Here is a 22,823-nt window from a genome sequence, read left to right as displayed (position 1 = left end):
CATGTCCTGGAACAATCGCGTGGTCTGGTCGGAAGGCATGTTCATTGGAACCCAGCACTTCCAGCAGCATGACCGTTACCTGGAAAACCTCATCGACGCCCGCAGCCGCCCGCTGTCGACGGGAGCCTGGGGGTTCTCCGAGCTGCGTATCGATCAGGGCCTGCTGGCCCAGGGCAAGCTGGCCATCGTCAGCGCCCGTGGCCTGCTGCCCGACGGCACGCCGTTCAACATTCCCCATGACGACCTGGCGCCCAGCCCGCTGTGCATCGACGACAACCTGCGTGACGGCCTGGTGTACCTGGCGCTGCCCCTCAAGCGCGCCGGCGCCCGGGACACCGTGGACGAAGGCGAAGAGCTGGGCGGTGCCCGCTACCTGAGCCAGGTGCGCGAGGTGCGTGACGACAACGCACCGTTCGAGAACCGCGCGCCGGTGGCCGTGGGCTCTCGGGCCCTGCGCCTGCTCACCGCCCAGGACGGCCTCAGCGACTACGCCGCCATTGGCGTGGTGCGGGTCAAGGAGAAACGCGCCGACCGTGCTCTGGTGCTGGACGACAGCTACATTCCGCCGGTGCTGGACGTGGCCGCGTCCAAGCCGTTGAGCGCCTTTCGCAGCGAGCTGCTGGGCCTGCTGCACCAGCGCGGCGAGGCCCTGGCCGGGCGCGTGGTGGCATCGGGCGCGGGGGGCGCTTCGGAAATCGCCGACTTCATGCTCCTGCAGCTGGTGAACCGCGCCCAGCCCCTGGTCAACCACCTGAGCCAGATCAGCCCGCTGCACCCCGAGCGCCTGTTCAGCGAGCTGGTGAGCCTGGCCGGCGAGTTCTCGACCTTCACCCACAGCGCCCGGCGCCCTGAGCAATACCCGCAGTACCAGCACGATGAGCTGGCCATGAGTTTCGCCCCGGTGATGCAGGCCCTGCGTGAAGCGCTGTCGATGCTGATCGACAGCAAGGCAACGCCGATCCCCATCGTCGAGAAAGCCTACGGCGTACACGTGGCGATGCTGGCCGACCGCACCCTGCTGGAGAACGCCAGCTTCATCCTGGTGGTGCGTGCCGACGTGCCGGGCGAAACCCTGCGCGGGCGCTTCGCCCAGCAGAGCAAGGTGGGTTCGGTGGAGCACATCCGCGACCTGGTCAACCTGCAGCTGCCGGGCATCGGCCTGCTGCCGCTGCCGGTGGCGCCGCGGCAACTGCCGTACCACGCAGGCTCGACCTACTACGAGCTGGACCGTGGCAGCGAGCACTGGAAACAACTGGTTCACTCCGGCGGCTTCGCGTTCCACGTCGCGGGAGAATTCCCGGGCTTGAACCTGGCCTTCTGGGCCATTCGAGGATAAGTCGCGATGCATCCTTTCGACGATTCGCCAGGGCAGCCGTCCCCGCCCAACGACCGTACCCAATTCATGCCGCGCCCCGGTGGCCGTGCTCCCGAGCCCGGGCGCCCAGCTGCTGCGCCCGCGCCGTCGTTGGCCATGCCGGCGGCGCCGCTGCCGGCCGGCCAGGCCCGTGGCCTGAACCCCCTGGAAAGCGCCGCGGGCCCACTGCTGGCCTTGCTCACAAGGCTGCGCAGCACCCTGGCGCACCCGGCGCCGGCCAGCCTGCGGGCGCAACTGCTGGCCTACCTGCGCCAGTTCGAGGAGCGCGCGGAAGCCGCCGGCGTGCCGCGCAACGACGTGCTGCTGGCGCGCTATGCGCTCTGTACTGCCCTGGATGAAGCCGTGCTGAGCACGCCCTGGGGCAGCACCAGCGACTGGGGCAAGCAGAGCCTGCTGATCACCGTGCACAACGAGGCCTGGGGCGGCGAGAAGGTCTTCCAGCTGCTGGAGCACTGCCTGCAAAGCCCGCGCGAGCGCCTGTACCTGCTGGAGCTGTTGTACCTGTGCATGTGCCTGGGTTTCGAAGGCCGCTACCGGGTGATGATCGATGGTCGCAGCCAGCTCGAGGCCCTGCGCGAGCGCACTGCGGCCACCATCCGCAGCGCCCGTGGCGAGCACGAGCGCGAGCTGTCGCCACACTGGCGCGGGGTCACCGTGGCCCGTGACCGGCTGGCCCAGTTCATGCCGCCCTGGGTCGGCATCGCCATCGGCGTGGCCCTGCTCCTGGCGCTGCTGTTCGGCCTGCGCCTGAAACTGGCGGCGGACGCCGAGCCGGTGTTCAAGAACATCCATGCCCTGGGCGAGATCCCGGTGCAGACCCTGGACCGCCCGGTGATCCAGCCGAAGATTGTCGAGCGTCCGCGCCTGGCGGGCTTCCTCGCCGAGGACATCAAGGCCGGGCGGGTGGCGGTGGAAGATGCCGTCGACCGTTCGGTGGTGACCATCCGTGGCGACGAGCTGTTCGCCTCGGCCAGCGCCAGCATCCTCGACGACTACCAGCCGCTGATGCTGCGCATCGCCGACGCCGTGCGCAAGGTCAAGGGCCAGGTACGGATCACCGGCCACAGCGACAACCGACCGATCGCCACCTTGCGCTTCCCGTCGAACTGGAAGCTGTCCCAGGCGCGCGCCGAATCGGTGCTGCAGATCCTTGCGGCGAAGACCGGGCAGCCGGAGCGCTTCAGCGCCGAAGGCCGCAGCGACACCGAGCCATTGGCAACCAATGCCACCGCCGAAGGGCGGGCACGTAATCGTCGGGTAGAAATCAGCGTATTGGCGGAGGGGGTCGAGTGAAGGCGTTTTTCAGTTTTGTGATTCGCTGGGTGATCCCGCTGCTGGGGCTGATCGCCCTGAGCCTGATCATCTGGTTCATTGGCCCGTTGCTGGAGTTCCTGGTACCGGAAGGCCGGCGTTGGGCGCTGATCATTTTCATCTTCGCGCTATGGATCGGCTACCGGGTGTTTTGCATCATCCAGGCCCGTCGGAATGCGGCCAAGGTCTTGCAGAGCCTGGCCGCCGACACCCCGCCGGACCCGGACAGCGTGGCCACTGCCGAGGAACTGGCCGCCCTGCGCCAGCGCATGGACGAAGCCCTGGCGCTGCTGAAGAAGGCCAAGCTCGGCGGTGACGAGCGACGCAATCTCTACGAGCTGCCGTGGTACGTGATCATCGGTCCGCCGGGTTCCGGCAAGACCACCGCACTGGTCAATTCCGGCCTGCATTTCCCCCTGGCCGCCCAGTTGGGCGCCGGTGCCGTACGCGGCGTGGGCGGCACCCGCAACTGCGACTGGTGGTTCACCGACCAGGCCGTGCTGCTCGATACCGCCGGCCGCTACACCACTCAGGACAGCCACGCCACGGTGGACAAGGCAGCCTGGCTGGGCTTTCTCGACCTGCTGAAAACCCAGCGCTCGCGGCGGCCGATCGATGGCGCCTTCGTTGCCATCAGCCTCTCCGACCTGCTGCTCGGCAGCGAAGCGGAGCGCGCTGCCCACGCCGCAGCGATCCGCCTGCGGATCCAGGAGCTGTACACCCAGCTGGGAGTGCGCTTCCCGATCTACCTGATGCTCACCAAGCTCGATCTGGTGCCGGGTTTCATGGAGTTCTTCGACTCCCTGAGCAAGGAAGAGCGGGCCCAGGTCTGGGGGATGACCTTCGCCCTGGACGACGGCAAGAGCGGTGACAGCCCCCTGGCCCACCTGCCGGCGGAACTGGCGGCCCTGGAGCAGCGGCTCAACGAGCGCCTGGTGGAACGCCTGCAGCAGGAACGCGACCCGGCGCGGCGCGACCTGATCTACGGCTTTCCGCAGCAGTTCGCAGCGCTCAAGGAATCCTTGCAGAGCTTCCTGGAAGGGGTGTTCAAGCCCAATGCCTTCGAAGAGCGGGTACTGCTGCGCGGGGTGTACTTCACCAGCGGCACCCAGGAAGGCAGCCCGATCGACCGCCTGATCGGCGCCATGGCCCAGAGCATGAACCTGGACCGCCAGCACCTGGCGCGGCAGACCGGCACCGGGCGCAGCTACTTCATCGAGAAGCTGTTCAGTGCCGTGGCCTTTGCCGAGCGCGGGCTGGTGGGGGTCAACCCCAAGGTCGAGCGCCGGCGCAAATGGATCGCCCGTGGCGCCCTGGCTGGCACCGTAGCCCTGGTGCTGGTGGTCAGTACCTTGTGGATCATCAGCTACAGGGCCAACCAGGCCTACATTGCCCAGGTCGACCAGCGCGTCGGCCCGGTGCGCCAGGACGTGCAGAACCTCAGCCCGGCCCAGCGCGATGTGCTGGCGGTGCTGCCGCTGCTCAACGCCACCCGCCACCTGGCCGGCGACGCCCCGGGCTGGGCCGAAGGCCTGGGCCTGTACCAGGGCGACATGCTCGAAGCCGAGTCCGCCAGCGTCTATCGCAAGCTGCTGGTGGCGGTGTTCGCTCCACGGTTGATGACCCGCATCGAAGAGCAACTGCACAGCGGCGGCAACTCGGACTTCCTCTACGAGGGGCTCAAGGCCTACCTGATGCTGGCGGACAGCGAGCACTACGACCCGGACTTCATCAAGGCCTGGATCACCCTGGACTGGGATCACACCCTGGCCCGCGACCTGCCGCCCGAGCAACGCCAGGCCCTGACCGGCCACCTGCAGGCGCTGTTCGAGAAGCATCCGCCCAACGCACGCCTGGACCAGCGCCTGATCGACGACCTGCGCCGCCAGCTGCAGCAGCTGCCGGTGGCCCAGCGGGTGTATGACCGGGTCAAGCGCGCCAAGCTGCCGGACGGCGTGCCGGACTTTCGCCTCAGCGAGGCCGGTGGCCGTGACGCCGCGCTGGTGTTCACCCGCAAGAGCGGCAAGCCGTTGAGCGAGCCCCTGAGCGGGCTGTTCACCGCCAAGGGCTACCGCCAGGGCTTCCTCCTGGCCAGCCTCAACCAGGCAGGCACCCTGGCGGAAGAACAGTGGGTGCTGGGTCGCGATCAGGCCGACCAGCAGAACGTCGCCAGCCTTGCCGCCGACGTGCGCCGCCTGTACTTCCAGGATTACCTGCGCCAGTGGGACGCCTTGCTGGCGGACATCGACTTCGTGCCGATCACCAGCGTGGCCCAGGCCGCCGACGTGCTGCGGATTCTGTCCGGGCCCACTTCGCCGCTGAAGAAACTGTTGGTGGCCGTGGCCAAGGAAACCGACCTGCAACAGGAAGAACGCCTGCTGGCGGCCCAGGGCCAGAAGGTCGAGGGCGGTGTGGACCAGCTCAAGCAACGCCTGGGTACCCTGCTGGGCCAGGAACAGTCGGCCAACCCGGCTGCCGTGGCCAGCAGCGAAGACCCGGTGAGCGCGCACTTCGCCGAACTCAACAGCCTGGTGAGCAAGGGCGAGGGCGAGCCGGCGGCCATCGACGGCCTGCTGGCGGACATGAACGCCCTGTACGTGCAGGTCAGCGCCATGGTCGGGGCCAGCGGCGACGCGCTGCTGGGCGAGGCCAAGAACCAGGCCAGCGCCGCTGCGGCGCGGGTCAGCCTGACCGCCGAGCGCCAGCCTCCGGTGGTCCAGGGGCTGGTCAAGTCGGTGGTGGGCTCCACCACCAACACCATGATGGGCGGGGTGCGCAACCAGCTGAACGCGGCCTGGGTCAGCGAAGTGGTGAACGTCTATCGCCAGTCCCTGAGCGGCCGTTACCCGATGTCGCCGGGCAGTTCCCGGGACGCGACCCTGGAAGATTTCGGCCAGTTCTTCGGCACCGGCGGGGTGATGGACAACTACTTCCGCAAGTACCTGCAGCCCTACGTCAACACCTCGACCACCACCTGGAGCTGGCAGCCAGGCGCGGCGCAGAAGCTGGGGATTTCCCCAGGCGTGCTGCAGACCTTCCAGCGCGCTTCGAACATTCGCGATGCCTTCTTCCGCTCCAGTGGCGGTACCCAGCCGGCCGTGCGTTTCGAACTCAAACCGGTGGCGATGGACGCCAATATCAGCCAGTTCCTCCTCGACCTGGACGGCCAGCAACTGAGCTACGACCACGGCCCGAGCCGGCCGGTGGCCATGCAATGGCCCAACCCGGGGAGTATCGGCGTGGTGCGCCTGTCGATCATGCCGCCTTCGGCCACCGGGCGTTCCGGGATCACCCTGGATGGCCCCTGGGCCTGGTTCCGCCTGCTGGAGCAGTCGGATCTGACCGCCACCAATTCGCCGGACCGCTTCAACCTGCGGCTACGGGTGGACGGTGCGAGCATTTCCTACGAGCTGCGGGCCAGCAGCGCCTTCAACCCGTTCAAGAGCCGGGTGCTCAGTGGCTTCAGCCTGCCGGAGCGGCTATGACGGCGCCCGGCCTGTACGGCAAGTTGGCCAGCCGCGGCGATTTTGTCAGCCGTGGCCTGCCACAGAGTTTCATCGGCCCCTGGGACAGTTGGCTGGCGGCGGGGCTGCTGGCCAGCCAGAACGCCCTGGGCGAGCAGTGGCTGAACGCCTACCTGATCAGCCCGTTGTGGCGCTTCGCCCTGGCCCCCGGGGTCTGCGGGCCCCAGGCGGCGGTCGGGGTGGTGATGCCGAGCATCGACCGGGTGGGGCGCTATTTCCCCCTGACCGTGGCTGCGCTGCTGGAGCCCGAGGCTGACCTGGCTTCGTTGGTCGGCGGCCCGGAGCAGTGGTTCGAACAGGTGGAAGAGCTGTTGCTGGCGACCCTGGAAGAGGGCGCCAGTTTCGAAGCCCTGGAAGAGGGCTTGCAGGCCCTGGGCGCGCCAAGCCCGGCCAGCCGGATCGAAGGCAGCCACTACGCCGGCCTGCAGCGGTTTTACGTCAGCGATCCACAGGCCCGGGGCGCGGTACTCGCGGCCCAGGCCTGCGCGGGATCGAGTGCCTGGTGGGGGCGCGGTTCGCAGTACATCAGCCCAATGCTGTTGCGCTGCCAGGGCCTGCCGCCGGCCAGTGAATTTGCGCAATTTTTGCTCGGACAAGAGGGTGCCGTCTAAATGCGTTCAGCGCCGCAACTGTCCTACCAGTCCGCCAGCTACAGCCATGTCGGCATGGTGCGGAAAATCAATGAAGACGCCTGGCTCGAAGCCCCGGAGACCGGCCTGTGGCTGGTGGCCGACGGTATGGGCGGGCACGCCGCCGGGGACTATGTCAGCAGCCTGATCGTCGACAGCCTGCGGGCGGTTCCGGCCGCCGACAGCCTGGACGACTATGTCGCCGCGCTGCGCAACGGCCTGGCCGCGGTCAACGCCGCGGTGCGCGAGGAAACCGCCAACCGTGGGGTGACCATGATGGGCAGCACCGTGGTGCTGCTGGCGGTACGCGGGGCACGGGCCGTGTGCCTGTGGGCCGGCGACAGCCGCCTGTACCGGTTGCGGGACGAACAGTTGGAAGGCATTTCCCGGGACCACAGCTACGTCCAGGACCTGCAGGACAGCGGCCTGCTCAGCGAGGCCGAGGCGCGGGTGCACCCGCGGGCCAACATCGTGACCCGGGCGATTGGCGTCGAGGCCCAGCTGGAGCTGTCCCAGGTCGACCTGCAGGTGCAGGACGGCGACACCTTCCTGCTGTGCAGCGACGGCCTGAACAAGACCGCCGAGGACTTTGAGCTGCGTGACGTGCTCAGCCACAGCGAGCCCAATGACGTGGTGCGCAGCCTGATCCACCTGGGCCTGACCCGGGGCGCTCCGGACAACATCACCGCCATCGTGATCAAGGCCGCAGGACACTGACCATGGACATTCTGATTCCCGGCTTTGACATCCAGGGCGAAATTGGCGAAGGCGCCATGGCCAGCGTGTACCTGGCGACCCAGCGTTCCCTGGAACGCAAGGTGGCACTCAAGGTGATGGCCGCGGCGCTGGCCGCCGACCCGAGCTTCTGCGAGCGCTTCCTGCGCGAGGGCAAGACCCTGGCGCGGCTGTCGCACCCGCACACCGTGACCATCCACGACATCGGCAATGTCGGCGAGCTGTACTACATGGCCATGGAGTACCTGCCCAACGGCACGCTGAAAGAGCGCATCGCCGCCGGGCTGACCCCGGAGCAGGGCCTGACCTATATCCGCCAGATCGCCTCGGCCCTGGGCTATGCCCATGCCCAGGGGCTGGTACACCGCGATGTGAAGCCGGCCAACATCCTGTTCCGCGCCGACGGCACCGCGGTGCTCTCGGACTTCGGCATCGCCAAGTCCCTGGACGACCGCACCCAGTTCACCCAGGCCGGTTTTGCCGTGGGCACCCCGAGCTACATGAGCCCCGAACAGGCTCGTGGCCAGGACATCGACGGCCGCGCCGACCTCTATGCCCTGGGGGTGGTGCTGTATGAAATCCTGGTGGGCGAGCTGCCTTACAACGGCACCGACGCGCTGTCCACGGCCCTGGCCCACCTGACCGAGCCGCTGCCGGAGCTGCCGCTGCACCACGGTCGCTACCAGCACATCCTGCGCAAGCTGCTGGCCAAGGACCCGGCCGAGCGCTACCCGGATGCCGCCGCCTTGCTGGCGGCCCTGGACAACCTGCCGGCCGCCACCGCCGAGGTGGAAGCGACGCTGATCCAGCCCTTGCCGCTGCCACCCCAGGCTGCGTCGCAGCCTGTACCTCAGGGCAACGACCTGGCCGGGCTGACCCCGGTGTCCATCGAGATCCCGCAGCAGGCGCCCCGACCGGCGCCGCGCCGCGAGCCGCCCGAGGAGCCGCCCGCGCCGCCGCGCACGGCCAATCTGCCGCCAGCCGGCAGCGGGCCTTCCGAACAGCGGCGCGGCCCGGTGCTGGCCCTGGCTGGGGTCGCCGTGGCGGTGGCCCTGGCAGTGGCGGGCGCCGGTTATTGGTGGCTGTCGGGCGACAGCCCGGCGCCAGAACCCAAGACCGCCTCGACAGCCGGCACCACGCCTGCGGTGGTGGCGCCCCCGGCCAGTCAGCCGGTGGCCGCGGATGTCGACGGCGGCCAGCGACCGCTGCTGATGCCGGGCAAGAAAACCCTGTTCCAGCGGGTGCTGAGCAAGCCAGGGGCGAGTTTCTCCAGTGAGCCTGGGGCTGCGCCGGGCCAGGCGGTGCCGGCGTTCTCGGTGCTCTACGTGTATCAGCGCAAGAACCTCGACGGCCACTCCTGGCTGCGCCTGGGGGCCGCCAGTGACGGTCGCAGCGCCGGCTGGTTGCCGGCCGAACAGGTCAGCGACTGGAAGCAGAGCCTGGTGCTGAAATTCACCGAGCGTTCCGGTCGTGCACCGGTGATGTTCGTGCGTCAGGCCAGCGAGCTGGAGCGTTTGTTGGCGGACCCTGCGGCGGCCAAGAACCTGCTGCTCAAGGCACAGAAGAATCCCCAGGACGAACAGCAGGTGCTGGCCCTGGAACCCAACGCCAGCGCGGTGCCACAGGACCAGTTCTACCTGCTGCCGATCTTCGATTCCAAGGAGAGTTTCGACGACAACGGCCAGCCGGTGCAGTTGCTCAATGTGGCTTCCATCGACCCGGGCAACAGCCCGCAGAGCATCAGTGACAGTAGCGGCAAGCGCCTGCCGGCCAATACTCCTCCGGCGGCCGGCGATGCCTTCCGCACTGCGGTGGTGCTGGTGGTGGACACCTCGGTGTCGATGCAGCCCTACATCGACCAGGTGCGCGATGTGGTGCACGAGCTGCAAAGCAAGATCGCCCAGCGCGGCGAGCTGGACAGCGTCAGCTTCGGCCTGGTGGGCTTTCGCAACAACACCAGCAAGACCCCGGGCCTGGAGTACGTGACCAAGACCCTGGTGACCCTGGACCAGGGTCGCGATCCCCAGCGCTTCCAGGAGCTGGTGAGCCAGGTCAAGGCCACCAGCGTCTCCAGCCATTCGTTCAACGAAGACGCCTTTGCCGGCGTGATGCAGGCCGTGGAGGGCATGGACTGGAAGGGCTATGGCGGCCGCCTGATCCTGCTGGTCAGCGATGCCGGGGCGCTGCGCAAGAACGACCCTTACAGCCGCACCCAGATGAACGAGGCGGAAGTGCGCCAGGCAGCCCTGGGCAAGCAGATCAAGATCTACGCCCTGCACCTGCGTACCGATGCCGGCAAGAAGAACCACGCCCAGGCGGAAACCCAGTACCGGGTGCTGACCGCCGACGCCAACCCGAAGATCGGCGACCTGTACATTCCGGTGCCCGGCGGCGATGTGGGCAAGTTCGGCGAGCGGGTCGACGAGATCGGCACGGTGTTCGCCGACCTGGTGCATCAGGTGCGCAGCAACCAGAGCCAGGAAGTCCCGGTGCTGGCGGCGGCGCCGAGCATCGCGCAGAAGTCGGCGGCCATCGGCTACGCCATGCACATGGATTTCCTCGGCCGCAAGTCCGCCAGCCAGGCGCCCCAGCTGGTCAGCGCCTGGACCGCCGACCGCGACCTGACCAACCCGGCGCTGCCGGCGTTCCAGGTCTGTGTGATGCTCACCAAGCTGCAACTCAACGACTTGCAGCAGTCGCTGAAACTGATCGTCGACGCGGCGCGCAAGACCCAGACCTCGCCCAAGGATTTCTTCCAGGAAATCGCCAGCGCCAGTGCCTACATGAGCCGCGACCCGTCGGCCCTGCGCAAGGGCGGCAACCTGGCCGACGGCGGCGTGCTGGGGGAATACCTGGAAGGCCTGCCGTACCGCAGCAAGTCGCTGAACATGACCCAGGACCTGTGGCTGTCCCTGAGCGTGGCCGAGCAGGAAGACTTCATCGACGAGCTGGATTCGAAGATCCGCCTCTACGAAACCTTCCATAACGATCTGGCCAACTGGGTGCGCTTCGGTGATGCCGAGCCGGGTGATGCCCTGTACCGCGTTCCGTTGTCGACCCTGCCGTGATGCTCAATCTGGCGCAGGTGCACAAGAGCCGCGGCGAGGGTCGCCAACGCTACAGCCTGGTGATCCCCAGGCTGCAACTGCGTGCCGGTGATCAACTGGCGGTGGTCGGCCCCAGCGGTTGCGGCAAGAGCACGCTGCTGGACCTGCTGGCGCTGGTGCTGGCCCCGGATTCGGCGGCGCGCTTCGAGTTCTCCCCGGCCAGGGATGCCATCGACATTGCCGGGATCTGGCGCGGCGACGGCCACAGCGCGCTGGCGCAGTTGCGCAGCCGGCACCTGGGTTATGTGCTGCAGACCGGCGGCCTGCTGGGCTTTCTCGACGTGCGCGCGAATATCAGCCTGCCCCGGCAGTTGTTGGGGCTGGCGGACGAGGGCATTCCCCGGCGCCTGGCCGAGCGCCTGGAGATCGCCGACCAGTTGCACAAGAAACCCGCCGCGCTGTCGGTGGGCCAGCGCCAGCGGGTCAGCTGCGCCCGGGCCCTGGCCCACAACCCTCAGGTATTGCTGGCGGACGAGCCGACAGCGGCCCTGGACCCCTTGAACGCTCAGCGGGTGATGCAACTGCTGGTGCAGCAGTCGCGGGACCAGGGGGTGTGCTGTGTGATCGCCACCCACGACGAACCCCTGGCCCGGGCCAACGGCTTGCAGGTACGACGCATCGCCTGCCAGCGCGACGCCGATGGCGGAGTCACTGCCACGCTTGGGGAGGCCTGCTGATGCGCGCCTCCCTGACCGCGGCACTGGCCTGGCAGGACTACCGGGCCGACAGCTGGCTGTCGGCCTGTTCGGTGCTGGCCCTGGTGGCGGTGATCGCCCCCTTGCTGGTGCTGTTCGGGCTCAAGTTCGGGCTGGTGAGCAGCCTCACCGAGCGCCTGGAAAAGGACCCGGCGGTGCGCGAGATCATTCCCCTGGGCGGCGGGCGCTTCAGCGCCGACTTCATCGCCCAGTTGGGGCAGCGTCCGGACGTGGCCTTTGCCTTGCCGCGTACCCGGCAGATCGCCGCCACCGCGGACCTGTCCCGGGGCACGGGGGATATCGGCCTGACCGTGGAAATGCTCCCCACCGCGGCCGGCGACCCCTTGCTCGGGCGCTTGCCGGCGCCCCGGGGCATGAGTGGCGTGCTGCTCAGCCGCACCGCCGCCGAGAAGCTTGGGGTGCAGCCGGGGGACTGGTTGCAGGCGACCTTTGGCCGGCAGGTGGCGGGGCGCAGCGAGGTACAGCGGACCCGGGTCCAGGTGGAGGGCGTTCTGCCTCTGGAGGCCTTTGCCCGGGACGCGCTGTTCGCCCCGCTGGCGCTGCTGGAGGCCGCCGAGGACTACCGCGACGGACGCGCTGTGGCGGCCCTGGGCTGGCTCGGCGATGCCCAGGCAACTGCCGGGCAGCGGGTTTACCCGGCGTTTCGCCTGTATGCCCGCGACCTGGGGGATGTCGAGCCATTGCGTCTGTATTTCGCCGAGCGCGGCCTGCTGGTGTCGACCCAGGCCCAGACCATAGCCCAGGTGCAGTCCTTGAGCCGCAACCTGGCCATCGTCTTCTGGGTGATCGCCGGGCTGGCCCTGGCGGGTGCCTTTGCGGCGATCTTCGCCGGGGCCCTGGCGGCGGTGGAGCGCAAGCGCCGGGAGCTGTCGGTGTTGCGCCTGCTGGGGTTTTCCACCGGTGCGCTGCTGCTGTTCGTGGTGGCCCAGGCGCTGTACAGCGCCGGTTTTGCCGCGCTGTTGAGCGGCGCCCTGTATGGCCTGGCCCAGGCCGGGCTGAATCATTTGTTCATGCAGGCGCCCGGCGAATACGCCAGCCACCTGCTGCCGGCCCATTACGGGCTGGCCCTGTTGGCGACGCTGGGCGTCAGTACCCTGGCCGCCGCGCTGGGCGGCTGGCGGGTGTCGCGCATAGAAGCCTGTGAAGGAATTCGCGATGTATAAGTTGATCAGCACCGTGCTGGCCATGACCCTGGCCGGGGCCGTGTGGGCCGAAGAACCGGCGAACAAGATGGACAACCCCAAGCCGTTGCCGGACGACGTCAGTCTGCCGCTGCCCTGCGACGGCGAGATGGTGTTCCGCTACGTCTACGTGCTGGCCCAGGGCACCCTGGACGACCGTGAGGTGAACCTCGGCTACCCCTTCAGCGAGGGCGAGAGCGGTTACCAGCAGTCGTTCATTTCCGGCTATCGCCGGGACTACATCAACGGCCAGTTCACCCTCAAGGACCTGCCTGGCGCCTGGGGCAAGACCATTGGCCCGGCGCTGCCGAAAAGTGGCGCCGGGGTGCCCCTCAAGCCAATGCTGTATTTCATCGGCAAGTACGAGGTCACTGCCCGCCAGTACGCTCAGGTCATGGCCCAGGCCCAGTCCCTGGCCAGCGGTGATCCGGCCCCGGCCTGTGAGGCGCCGGAGGGCCTGCAGGGGCGCCTGCCCAAGGTCAAGCTGTCGCGCTTCGAGGCCGAGCGCTTTGCCGCGGTGTACAGCGCCTGGCTGATGAAGAACCACCGCGACCTGCTGCCGGTCAGCGGCCGTGGCAGTTCCTCGGAAGACGGTGGCCTGGGCTTTGTGCGCCTGCCCACCGAGGTGGAGTGGGAATACGCCGCCCGCGGTGGCCAGGCGGTCAGCCGCCAGGAGCTGGAAGGCCGCCTGTTCCCGCGGCGCGTGGAGGGCAGCGAAGACGACGGCCCGCTGGCGGACTGGGCGGTGTTCAACCAGGTGGCCGGCGGCACCGGCCAGGCCGCGCGCCTGATGCCCATCGGCACCAAGCTGCCCAACCCCATCGGCATGTTCGACGTGATCGGCAACGCCGCCGAGATGGTCCAGGAGTCCTTCCAGCTGGTGCGCGCCGGGCGCCGCCAGGGCACCTACGGCGGTTTCGTGGTCAAGGGCGGCAACTACCTGGAAGGCGAAGGCACGCTGTTCACCGGGATGCGCCGCGAGTACCCGCTGTTTGGCGCCGACGGCACTGAGCAGAGCAACGAAACCACCGGTTTCCGGGTGGCCATCGGCGCGCTGTCGGCGCCCCGTTCGCGCTACAAGGAGCTGTTCGCCCAGTGGCAGAAGGAAGGCCGCCTGGCGTCCCTGACCGATGCCATCGACGACGCCCAGGACCCCACCAAGCGCCTGGACGCCATCATCGCCGCCAGCGTCGACCCGCGCCTGCAGGCGGAGCTGGGGCTGGTCAACGAAGAGCTCAAGCGCAACGTCTCGCTGATCGCCCAGCAGCGCGAGGAGGCGGCCGGCAACCTGATCCAGTCGTCGGCCCTGGTGGCCGAGACCATCAACAACTACAACATCCGCCTGACCAACCTGAAGAAGAGCCAGCAGCAGGCCATCGATGCCAAGGACGAGCCCAGCGCCAAGCTGTTCGCCGAAGCCATCGACAACGGCCGCAGCGCGCTGGACGGGGCGGTGGCGATCTACATCGACAACCTGGCCACGGGCACCCGTTACACCGACGCGGTGATCCAGGCGCAATTTCAACGAATCAAGGAAGAGCTCAATCGCAAGCCGGTGCTCGGCAAGAGCCTGGTGACGCGCGCTACGTTATTCGTTCGCCATGTCGGGAATTATCGCCAGCAACGGCGAGCCGACCCGGCGACGATTTTGAAGGAACTGCTCGCATCGACCGGTCAGAAGTCATGACCGGCCGCTGTCTGTCGAGCCTGGAGGATCTCGGACGACATTGCGTCGCGCCGAGTTGGTCAAACTTAATCGAGATCACGAACATGCTTTTTTCCCGCAACCCATTTGCTTCAACGTCCAAGCGTCACCTGCTGTTGGTTGCCGCCGGGTTCAGCACCGTATTGACCGGTTGCGCGACCTCTCCGGTGTCCAAGGTCGCCTCGACCACCAAGGTCGAGTACTACCCGAGCTGCTACGAGCCGGTGCAGCACCTGCGCGCCACGGATTCGGACATGACCAAGTCGGTGGTCACCGGTGCTGCCCTGGGCGCTGCCGGCGGCGCTTTGCTCGGTGCCCTGACCGGTGACGGCGACCACCGTGGCCGCAACGCCGCCATCGGTGCCGCAGGCGGTGCCCTGGCCGGTGGCGCAGCCGGTTACTACACCGAGCGCCAGAAGCAGATCGCCGACGACAACCAGCGCATCGCTTCCTACGCTGCCGACGTCAACAAGAGCGCGGCCGACATCGACCGCAGCACGGCCTATGCCCGCGCTTCCCAGACCTGCTACCAGCGCGCCTTCGACAGCCTGATCAGCTCCCGCAAGGCCAACACCATCAATGACGTGGAAGGGCGCAAGCGCCTGGCGGAAATCGTCAGCGGCCTGAAGGAGTCCAACGACCTGATCACCGCGGTGAACGGCCGTGCCAGCGAAGACCTGAGCAAGTACAACCAGGCCTACGAGCAGGATCTGCAGCAAGTGGGCGTGCAGCGTACCGACGTGGTGAAAGTCGCCACCGCCGATACCACCACGGTGACCACCGGTGGCAAGAGAAAACAGCCACAGAAGGTCAAGCAGCCCAAGCTGCCGACCGTGCCTCAGGAAGCGGTGAGCACCGAGAGGTCGATCCAGGATGCCAAGATCAAGCAGGCCGAGAGCAACAAGGTCGCGACCACCGGCCAGACCCAGGTCAACAGCATGTGCAAGAACCCGGACCTGGGTGACTGGGCACCGGTGCCTTGCCCTAACGTCTGAGTTGGCGATTGTCTGACAAGATGTCGCGATAAGCGTTGAACGCCAGCCGATCTCCGAGCAATCGAACAGATCGGCTGGCGCTCTTCGAGTTACAGGTTAAACTGCGCCGGCCATCCAATAATTCCACTGAGGCGCCGTGCATGAAATTCCGTTTTCTTCTCTGGGTGCTTGGCCTGTTGATGGGCAAAGCCAGCCGCAACAATCCTGCTTTCCAGCAACAGTTGGGTGACAAGGAGCTGGTGTTCCAGCTGCAGACGCTCGACGGCAAGGTTGCTCGGCATTTTTTCGTCAAGGATCAGCGCGTCACCAGCCGTTCGGGGTTCTATCCCGAGCCGGCATTCGCCATCGCCTTCAAGGATGCCGCCTACGGCTTCGCCACCCTGCAGGCGAAGAACAAGCAGTTGGCATTCATGACCGGTATTCAGGACAAGTCGATCCAGATCAAGGGCAACCCGGCCCTGGTGATCTGGTTCCAGGGGCTGACCAAGTACCTGAAACCGAAAAAGGCCAAGCCCAAGGCTTGACCGGGAAACTTCGCCGGCAAGCCGCCTCCTGCAGGAGTGGGCTGGCCGGCGAATGGGCTCAGGCCTGGCTGAACTGCGAAGCCAGTTCCCGCAGCAGTACTTCGGCTTCCAACACCTTGCTCACCACGTCGTCCGCCTTGTCCCGGGTCAGGCCCAGGCGTTCCAGCAGGGCGTCGGGGATATCCTCGTGGGGCCCGGAGCCGATGCCCCGGCTGCGCAGCAGGCGCACGGCCAGGCACACCAGGTTCGGGTACTCGGCATAGGCGCCGTCGTAGCTCGGGTCGTGCTGGAAGCGCAGGGCGGTGCACAGCTCTTCCGGCATGTCCCAGTAGCGCATCAGCCAGGCGCCGATCTGTTCGCGGCTGATACCCAGCAGGTGCTGTTCGACATAGCTGTGGCACAGGTGCGGGTTGACCTCCAAATGCCGGCAGATCAGCGAGAAGTGCGGCGGGAACACGTGGGCCAGCAGCAGGTAGCCGAAGTTGTGCAGCAGGCCGGCCAGGTAGGTCAGGCCGGCTTCCGGGCGCTGGGCACGGGGCATGGCGCGGGTCAGGCCCTCGATCACCGCGGCGGTGTAGATCGACTGCTGCCAGTAAGGCGTGGCGTGCTGCGGCTGGTCCTTGGGCAGGCTCAGGGTCTTGCCCAGGGCCAGGCCCAGCGCCAGGTTGATCACCAGGTCGAAGCCCAGCACGCGGACGATGGCGTCTTCCACCGAGCGGATCTTGCCGGGCGAGGCGTAGTAGGGCGAGGCGGCCCAGCTGACCACCTGGGCGGCCAGGGCCGGGTCGGTTTCCACCACACCGGTGATGTCGTCGATGGTGGCGTTGGGGTCGACCCGCAGCTTGATGATCTTCTGCGCGGTTTCCGCCAGGGGCGGGATCTCGATGGTGGCTTCCAGGCGCTGCTGGATGCGCCGCGCGGTGAAGGCCTGCATCGCCTGGGAGATCTCCTCGCGGTCATCGTCCGGGCGGTCGAGGTTGGGGCGAATGCTGCTCAGGGGCTCGCCGAAGTTGCCGGCGCTGGCTTTGCTGAGCATGCTCTTGAAGGCTTCGCTGGTGATCTCCAGCAGTACCCCGGGCTCGCCGGAGTTGATCAGCAGGCAGGGCTCGCGCAGCAGGCTTTCTTCGTACAGGCACGGTGAGCTGGTGAGCGCCGGCAGGCCGGGCAGCAGGCTCAGGCTGTGCTTGCCGAGCATGCGCTCCAGGCGTTCGGTGGAAACGGCGGTCAGGCGGCGGCCGGTGAGTTCGGCCAGGCGGTTGAGGTCCAGTAACTGGCTCTGCGGGAACAGCACCATCAGCGCGCCGACGGCGTCGTCCAGCAGTACCGCCTGGACCTTGCGCGCAGCCGGCAGGCCCGGCTGGTCGATCACTTCGTTGTAGCTGATGGCCAGCTTGCCGAGCAGCAACCGGATAACAGACGGAGCGTGTGGGGTTGCAATGTCGAGGGCAACTTCTGTCATGGTCTGGTATCCGTTTTTCTACAATTTGACGAGTATAACCAGCTTGGTTATGGCGAGGGTTCACTAACTGAGTGTTGGTTCACACTTGGCCGTATTGCTGTCCGTGGCGCAGCCAGCGCTCCAGCAACGGGCTGACATGGTCCGGCCAGCGCTCCAGCAGGGCCTGGGCGGCATCGCGTACCGCCGGCAGCAGGTCGGCGTCGCGCATCAGGTCGGCGACCTTGAATTGCAGGAGGCCGGTCTGCCGGGTGCCGAGCATTTCCCCGGGGCCGCGCAGCTCCAGGTCCTTTTCGGCGATGACGAAACCGTCGTTGGTTTCACGCATGATGCCCAGGCGCTGGCGACCGATCTGTGAAAGCGGTGGGTGGTAGAGCAGCACGCAGTGGCTGGCGGCGCTGCCGCGCCCGACCCGGCCGCGCAGCTGGTGCAACTGGGCCAGGCCCAGGCGTTCGGGGTTTTCGATGATCATCAGGCTGGCATTGGGTACGTCGACCCCGACCTCGATCACCGTGGTGGCCACCAGCAGTTGCAGGTTGCCGGCCTTGAACTCGGCCATCACCGCGGCTTTCTCGGGGGCCTTCATGCGGCCGTGGATCAGCCCTACGCGCAATTCGCCGAGGGCGCTGGAAAGGTCTTCGAAGGTGGTTTCCGCGGCCTGGCAGGTCAGTTCCTCGGACTCTTCGATCAGGGTGCAGACCCAGTAGGCCTGGCGCCCTTCCGCGCAGGCGGCGCGTACCCGCTCGATGACTTCGATGCGCCGGCTGTCGGTCACCAGCACGGTGTTCACCGGGGTGCGACCGGGAGGCAGTTCGTCGAGGATCGAGGTGTCCAGGTCGGCGTAGGCGCTCATGGCCAGCGTTCGCGGGATCGGCGTGGCGGTCATGATCAACTGGTGCGGGCACAGGCGGCCGCCCACGCCTTTCTGGCGCAGGGCCAGGCGCTGCTGCACGCCGAAGCGGTGCTGTTCGTCGATGATCACCAGGGCCAGGTTCTTGAACTGCACTTCGTCCTGGAACAGCGCGTGGGTGCCCACCACCATCGGTGCGCCACCGGCAATCTGTTCCAGGGCTGCGCTGCGGGCCTTGCCCTTGAGCTTGCCTGCCAGCCAGGCGACTTCCAGGCCCAGGGGCTCGAGCCAGCGCTTGAAGGTGATGAAGTGCTGCTCGGCGAGGATTTCCGTCGGCGCCATCAGTGCCACCTGGTAGCCGGCCTCCAGCGCCTGCAGGGCGGCCAGGGCGGCGACCACGGTCTTGCCGGCGCCCACGTCGCCCTGGATCAGCCGCAGCATGGGCTCGGGCTGGCTCAGGTCGTAGGCGATCTCGTTGCCCACGCGCTGTTGCGCGCCGGTGGGAGCGAAGCCCAGGTTCTTCAGGTACTTGACCGGCAGTTTCCTGGCCAATGGCAGCACCGGGGCGCGCTGTGAGCGCAGGCTGTCGCGCAGACGCTGCTGGGACAGCTGGTGGGTCAGCAATTCCTCGAACGCCAGGCGGTGCTGGGCCCAGTGGTGCCCCAGGGCCAGTTCGTCGACATCGGCGTCCGCCGGCGGGTGATGCAGGTAGCGGATCGCATCGTCCAGGGGCGCCAGCTGATAGTCCCGGGCCAGCTCTTCCGGCAGCCAGTCGGGCAGGCTGCGCGGGCCCAGCAAGGCGAGGCTCTGTTGGCACAGCAGGCGCAGGCGCTGCTGGGTCAGGCCTTCGGTCAGGGGGTAGATGGGTGTCAGGGTCTGGTCCACCGGCGGCGGCTCGTCGCCGCTGATGGCACGGTATTCCGGGTGGTAGATCTCCAGGCCCGAGGCGCCGGGCCGGGCTTCGCCATAGCAGCGCACACGGGTGCCGCGCTTCAGGCCGTCCTTCTGCGCATTGCTGAAATGGTAGAAGCGCAGGCTCAGGCCGCCGGTACCGTCCTGCAAGCGCACCAGCAGGCTGCGGCGCTTGCCCATGACCACATCGGCGCCACTGACGGTGCCTTCGATCACAGCATCCTGGCCGGGGCGCAGGGCGCCGATCGGCACCACGCGGGTGCGGTCCTGGTAGCGCAGGGGCAGGTGGAACAGCACGTCCTGAAGGTTTTCCAGGCCGACCTTGGCCAGCTTCTCGGCCATGGCTTCGCCGACGCCCTTGAGTGCCGTGACCGGCACTTTCGACAGCTCAGTCATTGCGAGCGCTTAACTCGCGGCGGGCGGCTTGGCCACCGAGCACAGGCGGATCGAGTCGGCGAGGATCTCGATGGCCTTGGGCCGCGGGAAGCTGGCGCGCCAGGCGATGGCCACGGTGCGGAACGGCACGGGCGGGGTCAGGGGGCGGACTTCGATCACCCCGGGGGCGTAGTGATGGCTGTCCACGGCCGACAGCGGCAGGATCGAGATGCCCAGGCCGGAGGCGACCATGTGGCGGATGGTTTCCAGGGAACTGGATTCCACGGTGGTGTGCTTGGCGCCGTCGTTGCCCTTGGTCAGGGTCGGACAGGCCTCCAGGACCTGGTCGCGGAAGCAGTGGCCTTCGCCCAGCAGCAACAGGCTCTTGTCGTTGAGCAGGTTGGCGTCGATGGTTTCCTTCTTGGTCCAGGGGTGGCCGCTGGGCATCAGCACATAGAAGGGTTCGTCGTACAGCGGCAGGGTCAGGACATCGGCCTCGTTGAACGGCAGGGCGATGATGATCGCGTCCAGCTCGCCGTTGCGCAGTTTGTCGCGCAGTACGTGGGTGAAGTTCTCTTCTATATACAGCGGCATCTGCGGGGCGACCCGGTGCAGCTGGGGAATCAGGTGCGGGAACAGGTAGGGGCCGACGGTGTAGATCGCCCCGACCTTGAGCGGTGCGGTCAGCTGGTTCTTGCCGGCCTGGGCCAGCTCACGGATACCCTGGGCCTGCTCCAGGACCTTTTGCGCCTGGGCGACGATGGTCTCGCCCACCGGGGTCAGGCGCACGGCGCTCTTGCTGCGCTCGAAAATCAGCACGCCGAGTTCGTCTTCAAGCTTTTTCACGCCGACCGACAGGGTGGGCTGGCTGACATGGCAGCGCTCGGCGGCATGGCCGAAGTGCTGCTCTTGGGCGAGGGTAACGATGTAGCGCAATTCTGTAAGAGTCATAGCGGGCGTCCGTGAGGTTGCGGCCAAGCATAACGGCTGCAATCGATAGACGCACGTTATCAGACCGAGGGTGGAATGCGACACCCGCCAATGCCTGCTTCAGGCGGCACAAACGCGAAGGGCACCTTGAAGGTGCCCTTGCGGTGGATCAGCGGCGGCCGCGGCTGCGGTCGATCTCGTAGTTGTACGAGGCGGTGATTTCCACGCTGCCGTTGTTGAGCATGTCTGCCGGTGGCTTGGGAAGCGGCTGGGCACGACGGATCATGTCCAGGGTGGCCCGGTCCAGATCGGCATTGCCCGATCTGCCTACCAGCTCATAGGACAGCACCTTGCCTTCGGCATCGACGACGAAGCGCAGGGAGTTGGTGCCTTCCTTGCCTCGACGCTGAGCCTCGCTCGGATAGCGCTTGTACTTGGCCAGGTGCGCCTGCAATTCCCCCTGCCAGTTAGCCTTGGCGGCGGCCTGGGCCGGTGACGGGCCAGGGGTCGCAGGAGCGGGCTGCTTGGACGGAGCCGGTGTGACCGGGGCGTCGCTGGGCTTTTCCTCGGAAGGCTTTTCCTTGGGCGGCTCAGGCTTGACCACCGGCTTTGGCGGTTGCGGCTTGGGCTTCTGCTTCACCGGCTTGGGTACCGAGATAGTCGGCTTCGGCGCTTCGGCCAGTTTCGGCAACGGCAGTTCTTCCACGGGGGCCGGCGGTTGTGGTGGGGTCACCACTTTCGGCGGCGCCGGTGGAGGCGGCACAGGGGCAGGTGCCAATTCCACCACCATGGCTTGGGGGGGGATGGCCATGGGCTGTGGCTTGGACCAGTTGAGGGCGAGCAGGATCGCCAACCCATGGACGCCCAACACCACCGCCAGGCTACCGCTGTAACGCGTCAGTCTTTGGCGCGTCGTGATCATTTCTTGGCTGCCGTCTCAAGTCCGACCAGGCCGACTTTCAGGTAGCCGGCCGCCCGCAGGGTGTCCATCACACTCATCAGGTCGCCGTAATCCACACCTTTGTCGGCCTGGAAGAAGATGGTCGTGTCTTTCTTGCCCTGGGTCCGGGCGTCGAGGATGGCGCCAAGGGTTTCAGCCTTGACTTCGTCTTCGCCGAGGAACAGGCGCTTGTCGGCCTTGACGCTGAGGAACACCGGTTTTTCCGGCCGCGGCGCCGGTTTGGCGCTGGAGGCGGGCAGGTCGACCTTGATGTCCACGGTGGCCAGCGGTGCGGCCACCATGAAGATGATCAGCAGCACCAGCATCACGTCGATGAACGGCGTGACGTTGATCTCGTGGTTTTCGGCCAGGTCGTCGCCTGCGCCTTCTTTCAAATGCAAGCCCATGGCTGATTACCCCACTTTCACCATGTGCGGTTGTGCGGAGCGCTCGTTCGGCTGGTGATCCAGGTCGCGGCTGACCAGCAGCAGGACCTCGGCCGAGGCGTCGGTGACCTGGGCCTTGTAGCCGGTGATGGAGCGAGCGAAGACGTTGTAGATCACCACCGCGGGAATCGCGGCAACCAGGCCCAGGGCGGTGGCCAGCAGGGCTTCGGCGATACCGGGGGCAACCACGGCAAGGTTGGTGGTCTGGGTTTTGGCGATGCCGATGAAGCTGTTCATGATGCCCCACACGGTGCCGAACAGGCCGACGAACGGCGCGGTGGAACCGATGGTGGCCAGCACGCCGGTGCCGCTGCTCATGTTGCGGCCGCAGGCAGCCACCAGGCGCTCCAGGCGGAAGCTGACGCGCTCCTTGATGCCTTCCTTCTCGCGGCTGTTGGCCGAGAGGCGCATCTCTTCCAGGGCATCGTGCACCAGCAGGTTGGCCAGGGTGCCCTCCTTGGTGGCGGTGGCGCTGGCTTCCTTGAGGGTGGTGGCCTTTTTCAGTGCGGCGATTTCACTGCGCAGGCGGCGCTTGGCACCCATCAGCTCGAAGCCTTTGGCGATCCAGATGGTCCAGGTGATGATCGAGGCGATGGCCAGGCCGATCATCACCAGTTTCACGATGATGTCGGCGTTCTGGTACATGCCCCACGGCGACAGGTCATGGGCCATGCCCAGGGTGTTGTCGGCCTCCAGGACTTCAGGAGCGTCTTCGCCGATAGCGGGCTGGCCTTCGGCCTGGACTGGCTCGCCGGCCACTGGGGCTGCGGCTGGAGCGGTCGGGTCGGTGGCCGTATGTTCAGCGGCTGGAGCGGTCGCGGCAGGGGCTGCGGCGGTGGCTGGGGCGTGCTGGTCGGCAAAGGCTGCGGTCGGTGCCAGCAGCAGGCTGCACAACAGCGCTGCAACCGCGCTCATGGCGCGCAGCGGGCTTGGGCGTTTGGTTGGCGAGACGGAGAGTTGGTTGCTTGTCATGCTGGCCGGACCTGAGAGGAGAAAAGGGTGAAATGTCCTTCTAGGCCTCGCAGGGCCGAGAACAAAATGGGCGGTTATTATTGCAAGTAATTCTTGTTAACAGAAGTAATAGAGTATCTTTTTTTCCTTGATTGCTAGCC

Annotated in this window: 17 protein-coding genes; 11 read left to right on the top strand and 6 right to left on the bottom strand. The window is 67.0% G+C overall.

Going from position 1 to position 22,823, the window contains the following annotated elements:
* Window position 1: 1 nt before the first annotated feature.
* The 11 genes from tssK to AC1RGE_RS23770 all read left to right on the top strand — a co-directional run bounded on the left by tssK (window position 2) and on the right by AC1RGE_RS23770 (window position 15,802).
* The gene (gene tssK, locus AC1RGE_RS23820; protein ID WP_011064251.1) at window positions 2-1,336 is read left to right on the top strand and encodes a type VI secretion system baseplate subunit TssK; all 1,335 of its coding nucleotides are present in this window, start codon (window positions 2-4) and stop codon (window positions 1,334-1,336) included.
* 6 nt (window positions 1,337-1,342) lie between these two features.
* Window positions 1,343-2,668: a DotU family type VI secretion system protein gene (locus tag AC1RGE_RS23815; RefSeq protein ID WP_011064250.1), complete on the top strand. Its 1,326-nt coding sequence runs from the start codon at window positions 1,343-1,345 to the stop codon at window positions 2,666-2,668.
* Window positions 2,665-6,171 carry a type VI secretion system membrane subunit TssM gene (tssM, locus tag AC1RGE_RS23810; RefSeq protein ID WP_053160448.1) on the top strand — a complete coding sequence of 1,169 codons (3,507 nt, stop codon included), beginning with the start codon at window positions 2,665-2,667 and terminating at the stop codon, window positions 6,169-6,171. Before AC1RGE_RS23815 ends, tssM begins: the two co-directional genes overlap by 4 nt.
* A complete protein-coding gene (tagF, locus tag AC1RGE_RS23805) occupies window positions 6,168-6,821 on the top strand; it encodes a type VI secretion system-associated protein TagF (protein WP_011064248.1) in 654 nt (217 codons plus the stop codon). Before tssM ends, tagF begins: the two co-directional genes overlap by 4 nt.
* Window positions 6,822-7,556 carry a PP2C family protein-serine/threonine phosphatase gene (locus tag AC1RGE_RS23800; protein ID WP_053160444.1) on the top strand — a complete coding sequence of 245 codons (735 nt, stop codon included), beginning with the start codon at window positions 6,822-6,824 and terminating at the stop codon, window positions 7,554-7,556. It begins immediately after the preceding gene.
* Window positions 7,557-7,558: 2 nt separating this feature from the next.
* Window positions 7,559-10,642, top strand: coding sequence for a serine/threonine-protein kinase (locus AC1RGE_RS23795; RefSeq protein ID WP_053160442.1), 3,084 nt, complete (start codon window positions 7,559-7,561; stop codon window positions 10,640-10,642).
* Window positions 10,642-11,358 carry an ABC transporter ATP-binding protein gene (locus AC1RGE_RS23790; protein ID WP_011064245.1) on the top strand — a complete coding sequence of 239 codons (717 nt, stop codon included), beginning with the start codon at window positions 10,642-10,644 and terminating at the stop codon, window positions 11,356-11,358. Before AC1RGE_RS23795 ends, AC1RGE_RS23790 begins: the two co-directional genes overlap by 1 nt.
* Window positions 11,358-12,560, top strand: coding sequence for an ABC transporter permease (locus AC1RGE_RS23785; protein ID WP_015637478.1), 1,203 nt, complete (start codon window positions 11,358-11,360; stop codon window positions 12,558-12,560). Before AC1RGE_RS23790 ends, AC1RGE_RS23785 begins: the two co-directional genes overlap by 1 nt.
* Before the next feature lie 22 nt (window positions 12,561-12,582).
* The gene (locus AC1RGE_RS23780) at window positions 12,583-14,265 is read left to right on the top strand and encodes a formylglycine-generating enzyme family protein (RefSeq protein ID WP_230493612.1); all 1,683 of its coding nucleotides are present in this window, start codon (window positions 12,583-12,585) and stop codon (window positions 14,263-14,265) included.
* An 83-nt stretch (window positions 14,266-14,348) separates the two neighbouring features.
* Complete coding sequence (tagQ, locus tag AC1RGE_RS23775) at window positions 14,349-15,278, top strand: type VI secretion system-associated lipoprotein TagQ (protein WP_011064242.1); 930 nt, start codon at window positions 14,349-14,351, stop codon at window positions 15,276-15,278.
* A 140-nt stretch (window positions 15,279-15,418) separates the two neighbouring features.
* Window positions 15,419-15,802: a hypothetical protein gene (locus AC1RGE_RS23770; RefSeq protein ID WP_015637475.1), complete on the top strand. Its 384-nt coding sequence runs from the start codon at window positions 15,419-15,421 to the stop codon at window positions 15,800-15,802.
* Between the two features lie 58 nt (window positions 15,803-15,860).
* Here AC1RGE_RS23770 and AC1RGE_RS23765 read toward each other — a convergent pair whose 3' ends face one another.
* The 6 genes from AC1RGE_RS23765 to exbB form a co-directional block, all read right to left on the bottom strand.
* Window positions 15,861-17,261, bottom strand: coding sequence for an aminoacyl-tRNA deacylase and HDOD domain-containing protein (locus tag AC1RGE_RS23765; RefSeq protein WP_011064240.1), 1,401 nt, complete (start codon window positions 17,259-17,261; stop codon window positions 15,861-15,863).
* 79 nt (window positions 17,262-17,340) lie between these two features.
* Window positions 17,341-19,416 carry an ATP-dependent DNA helicase RecG gene (gene recG, locus AC1RGE_RS23760; RefSeq protein WP_015637474.1) on the bottom strand — a complete coding sequence of 692 codons (2,076 nt, stop codon included), beginning with the start codon at window positions 19,414-19,416 and terminating at the stop codon, window positions 17,341-17,343.
* A 9-nt stretch (window positions 19,417-19,425) separates the two neighbouring features.
* Entirely contained in the window at window positions 19,426-20,346 is a 921-nt protein-coding gene (locus tag AC1RGE_RS23755; protein WP_011064238.1) for a hydrogen peroxide-inducible genes activator, read from the bottom strand.
* A gap of 148 nt (window positions 20,347-20,494) precedes the next feature.
* Window positions 20,495-21,247, bottom strand: coding sequence for an energy transducer TonB family protein (locus AC1RGE_RS23750; protein WP_492585111.1), 753 nt, complete (start codon window positions 21,245-21,247; stop codon window positions 20,495-20,497).
* Window positions 21,244-21,672, bottom strand: a complete 429-nt coding sequence (gene exbD, locus AC1RGE_RS23745) for a TonB system transport protein ExbD (protein ID WP_011064236.1) — start codon at window positions 21,670-21,672, stop codon at window positions 21,244-21,246. The genes AC1RGE_RS23750 and exbD overlap by 4 nt, the downstream gene beginning before the upstream one ends.
* Window positions 21,673-21,678: 6 nt before the next feature.
* On the bottom strand, window positions 21,679-22,683 hold the full coding sequence (gene exbB, locus AC1RGE_RS23740; protein WP_011064235.1) for a tonB-system energizer ExbB: 1,005 nt from the start codon (window positions 22,681-22,683) through the stop codon (window positions 21,679-21,681).
* Window positions 22,684-22,823: the final 140 nt, after the last annotated feature.

It is taken from the genome of Pseudomonas sp. GW823-FHT02C05 (genome assembly GCF_058797595.1).
The sequence above is the reverse complement of the archived record's forward strand: the minus strand, read 5'-3'. Positions and strand labels throughout refer to the sequence as shown.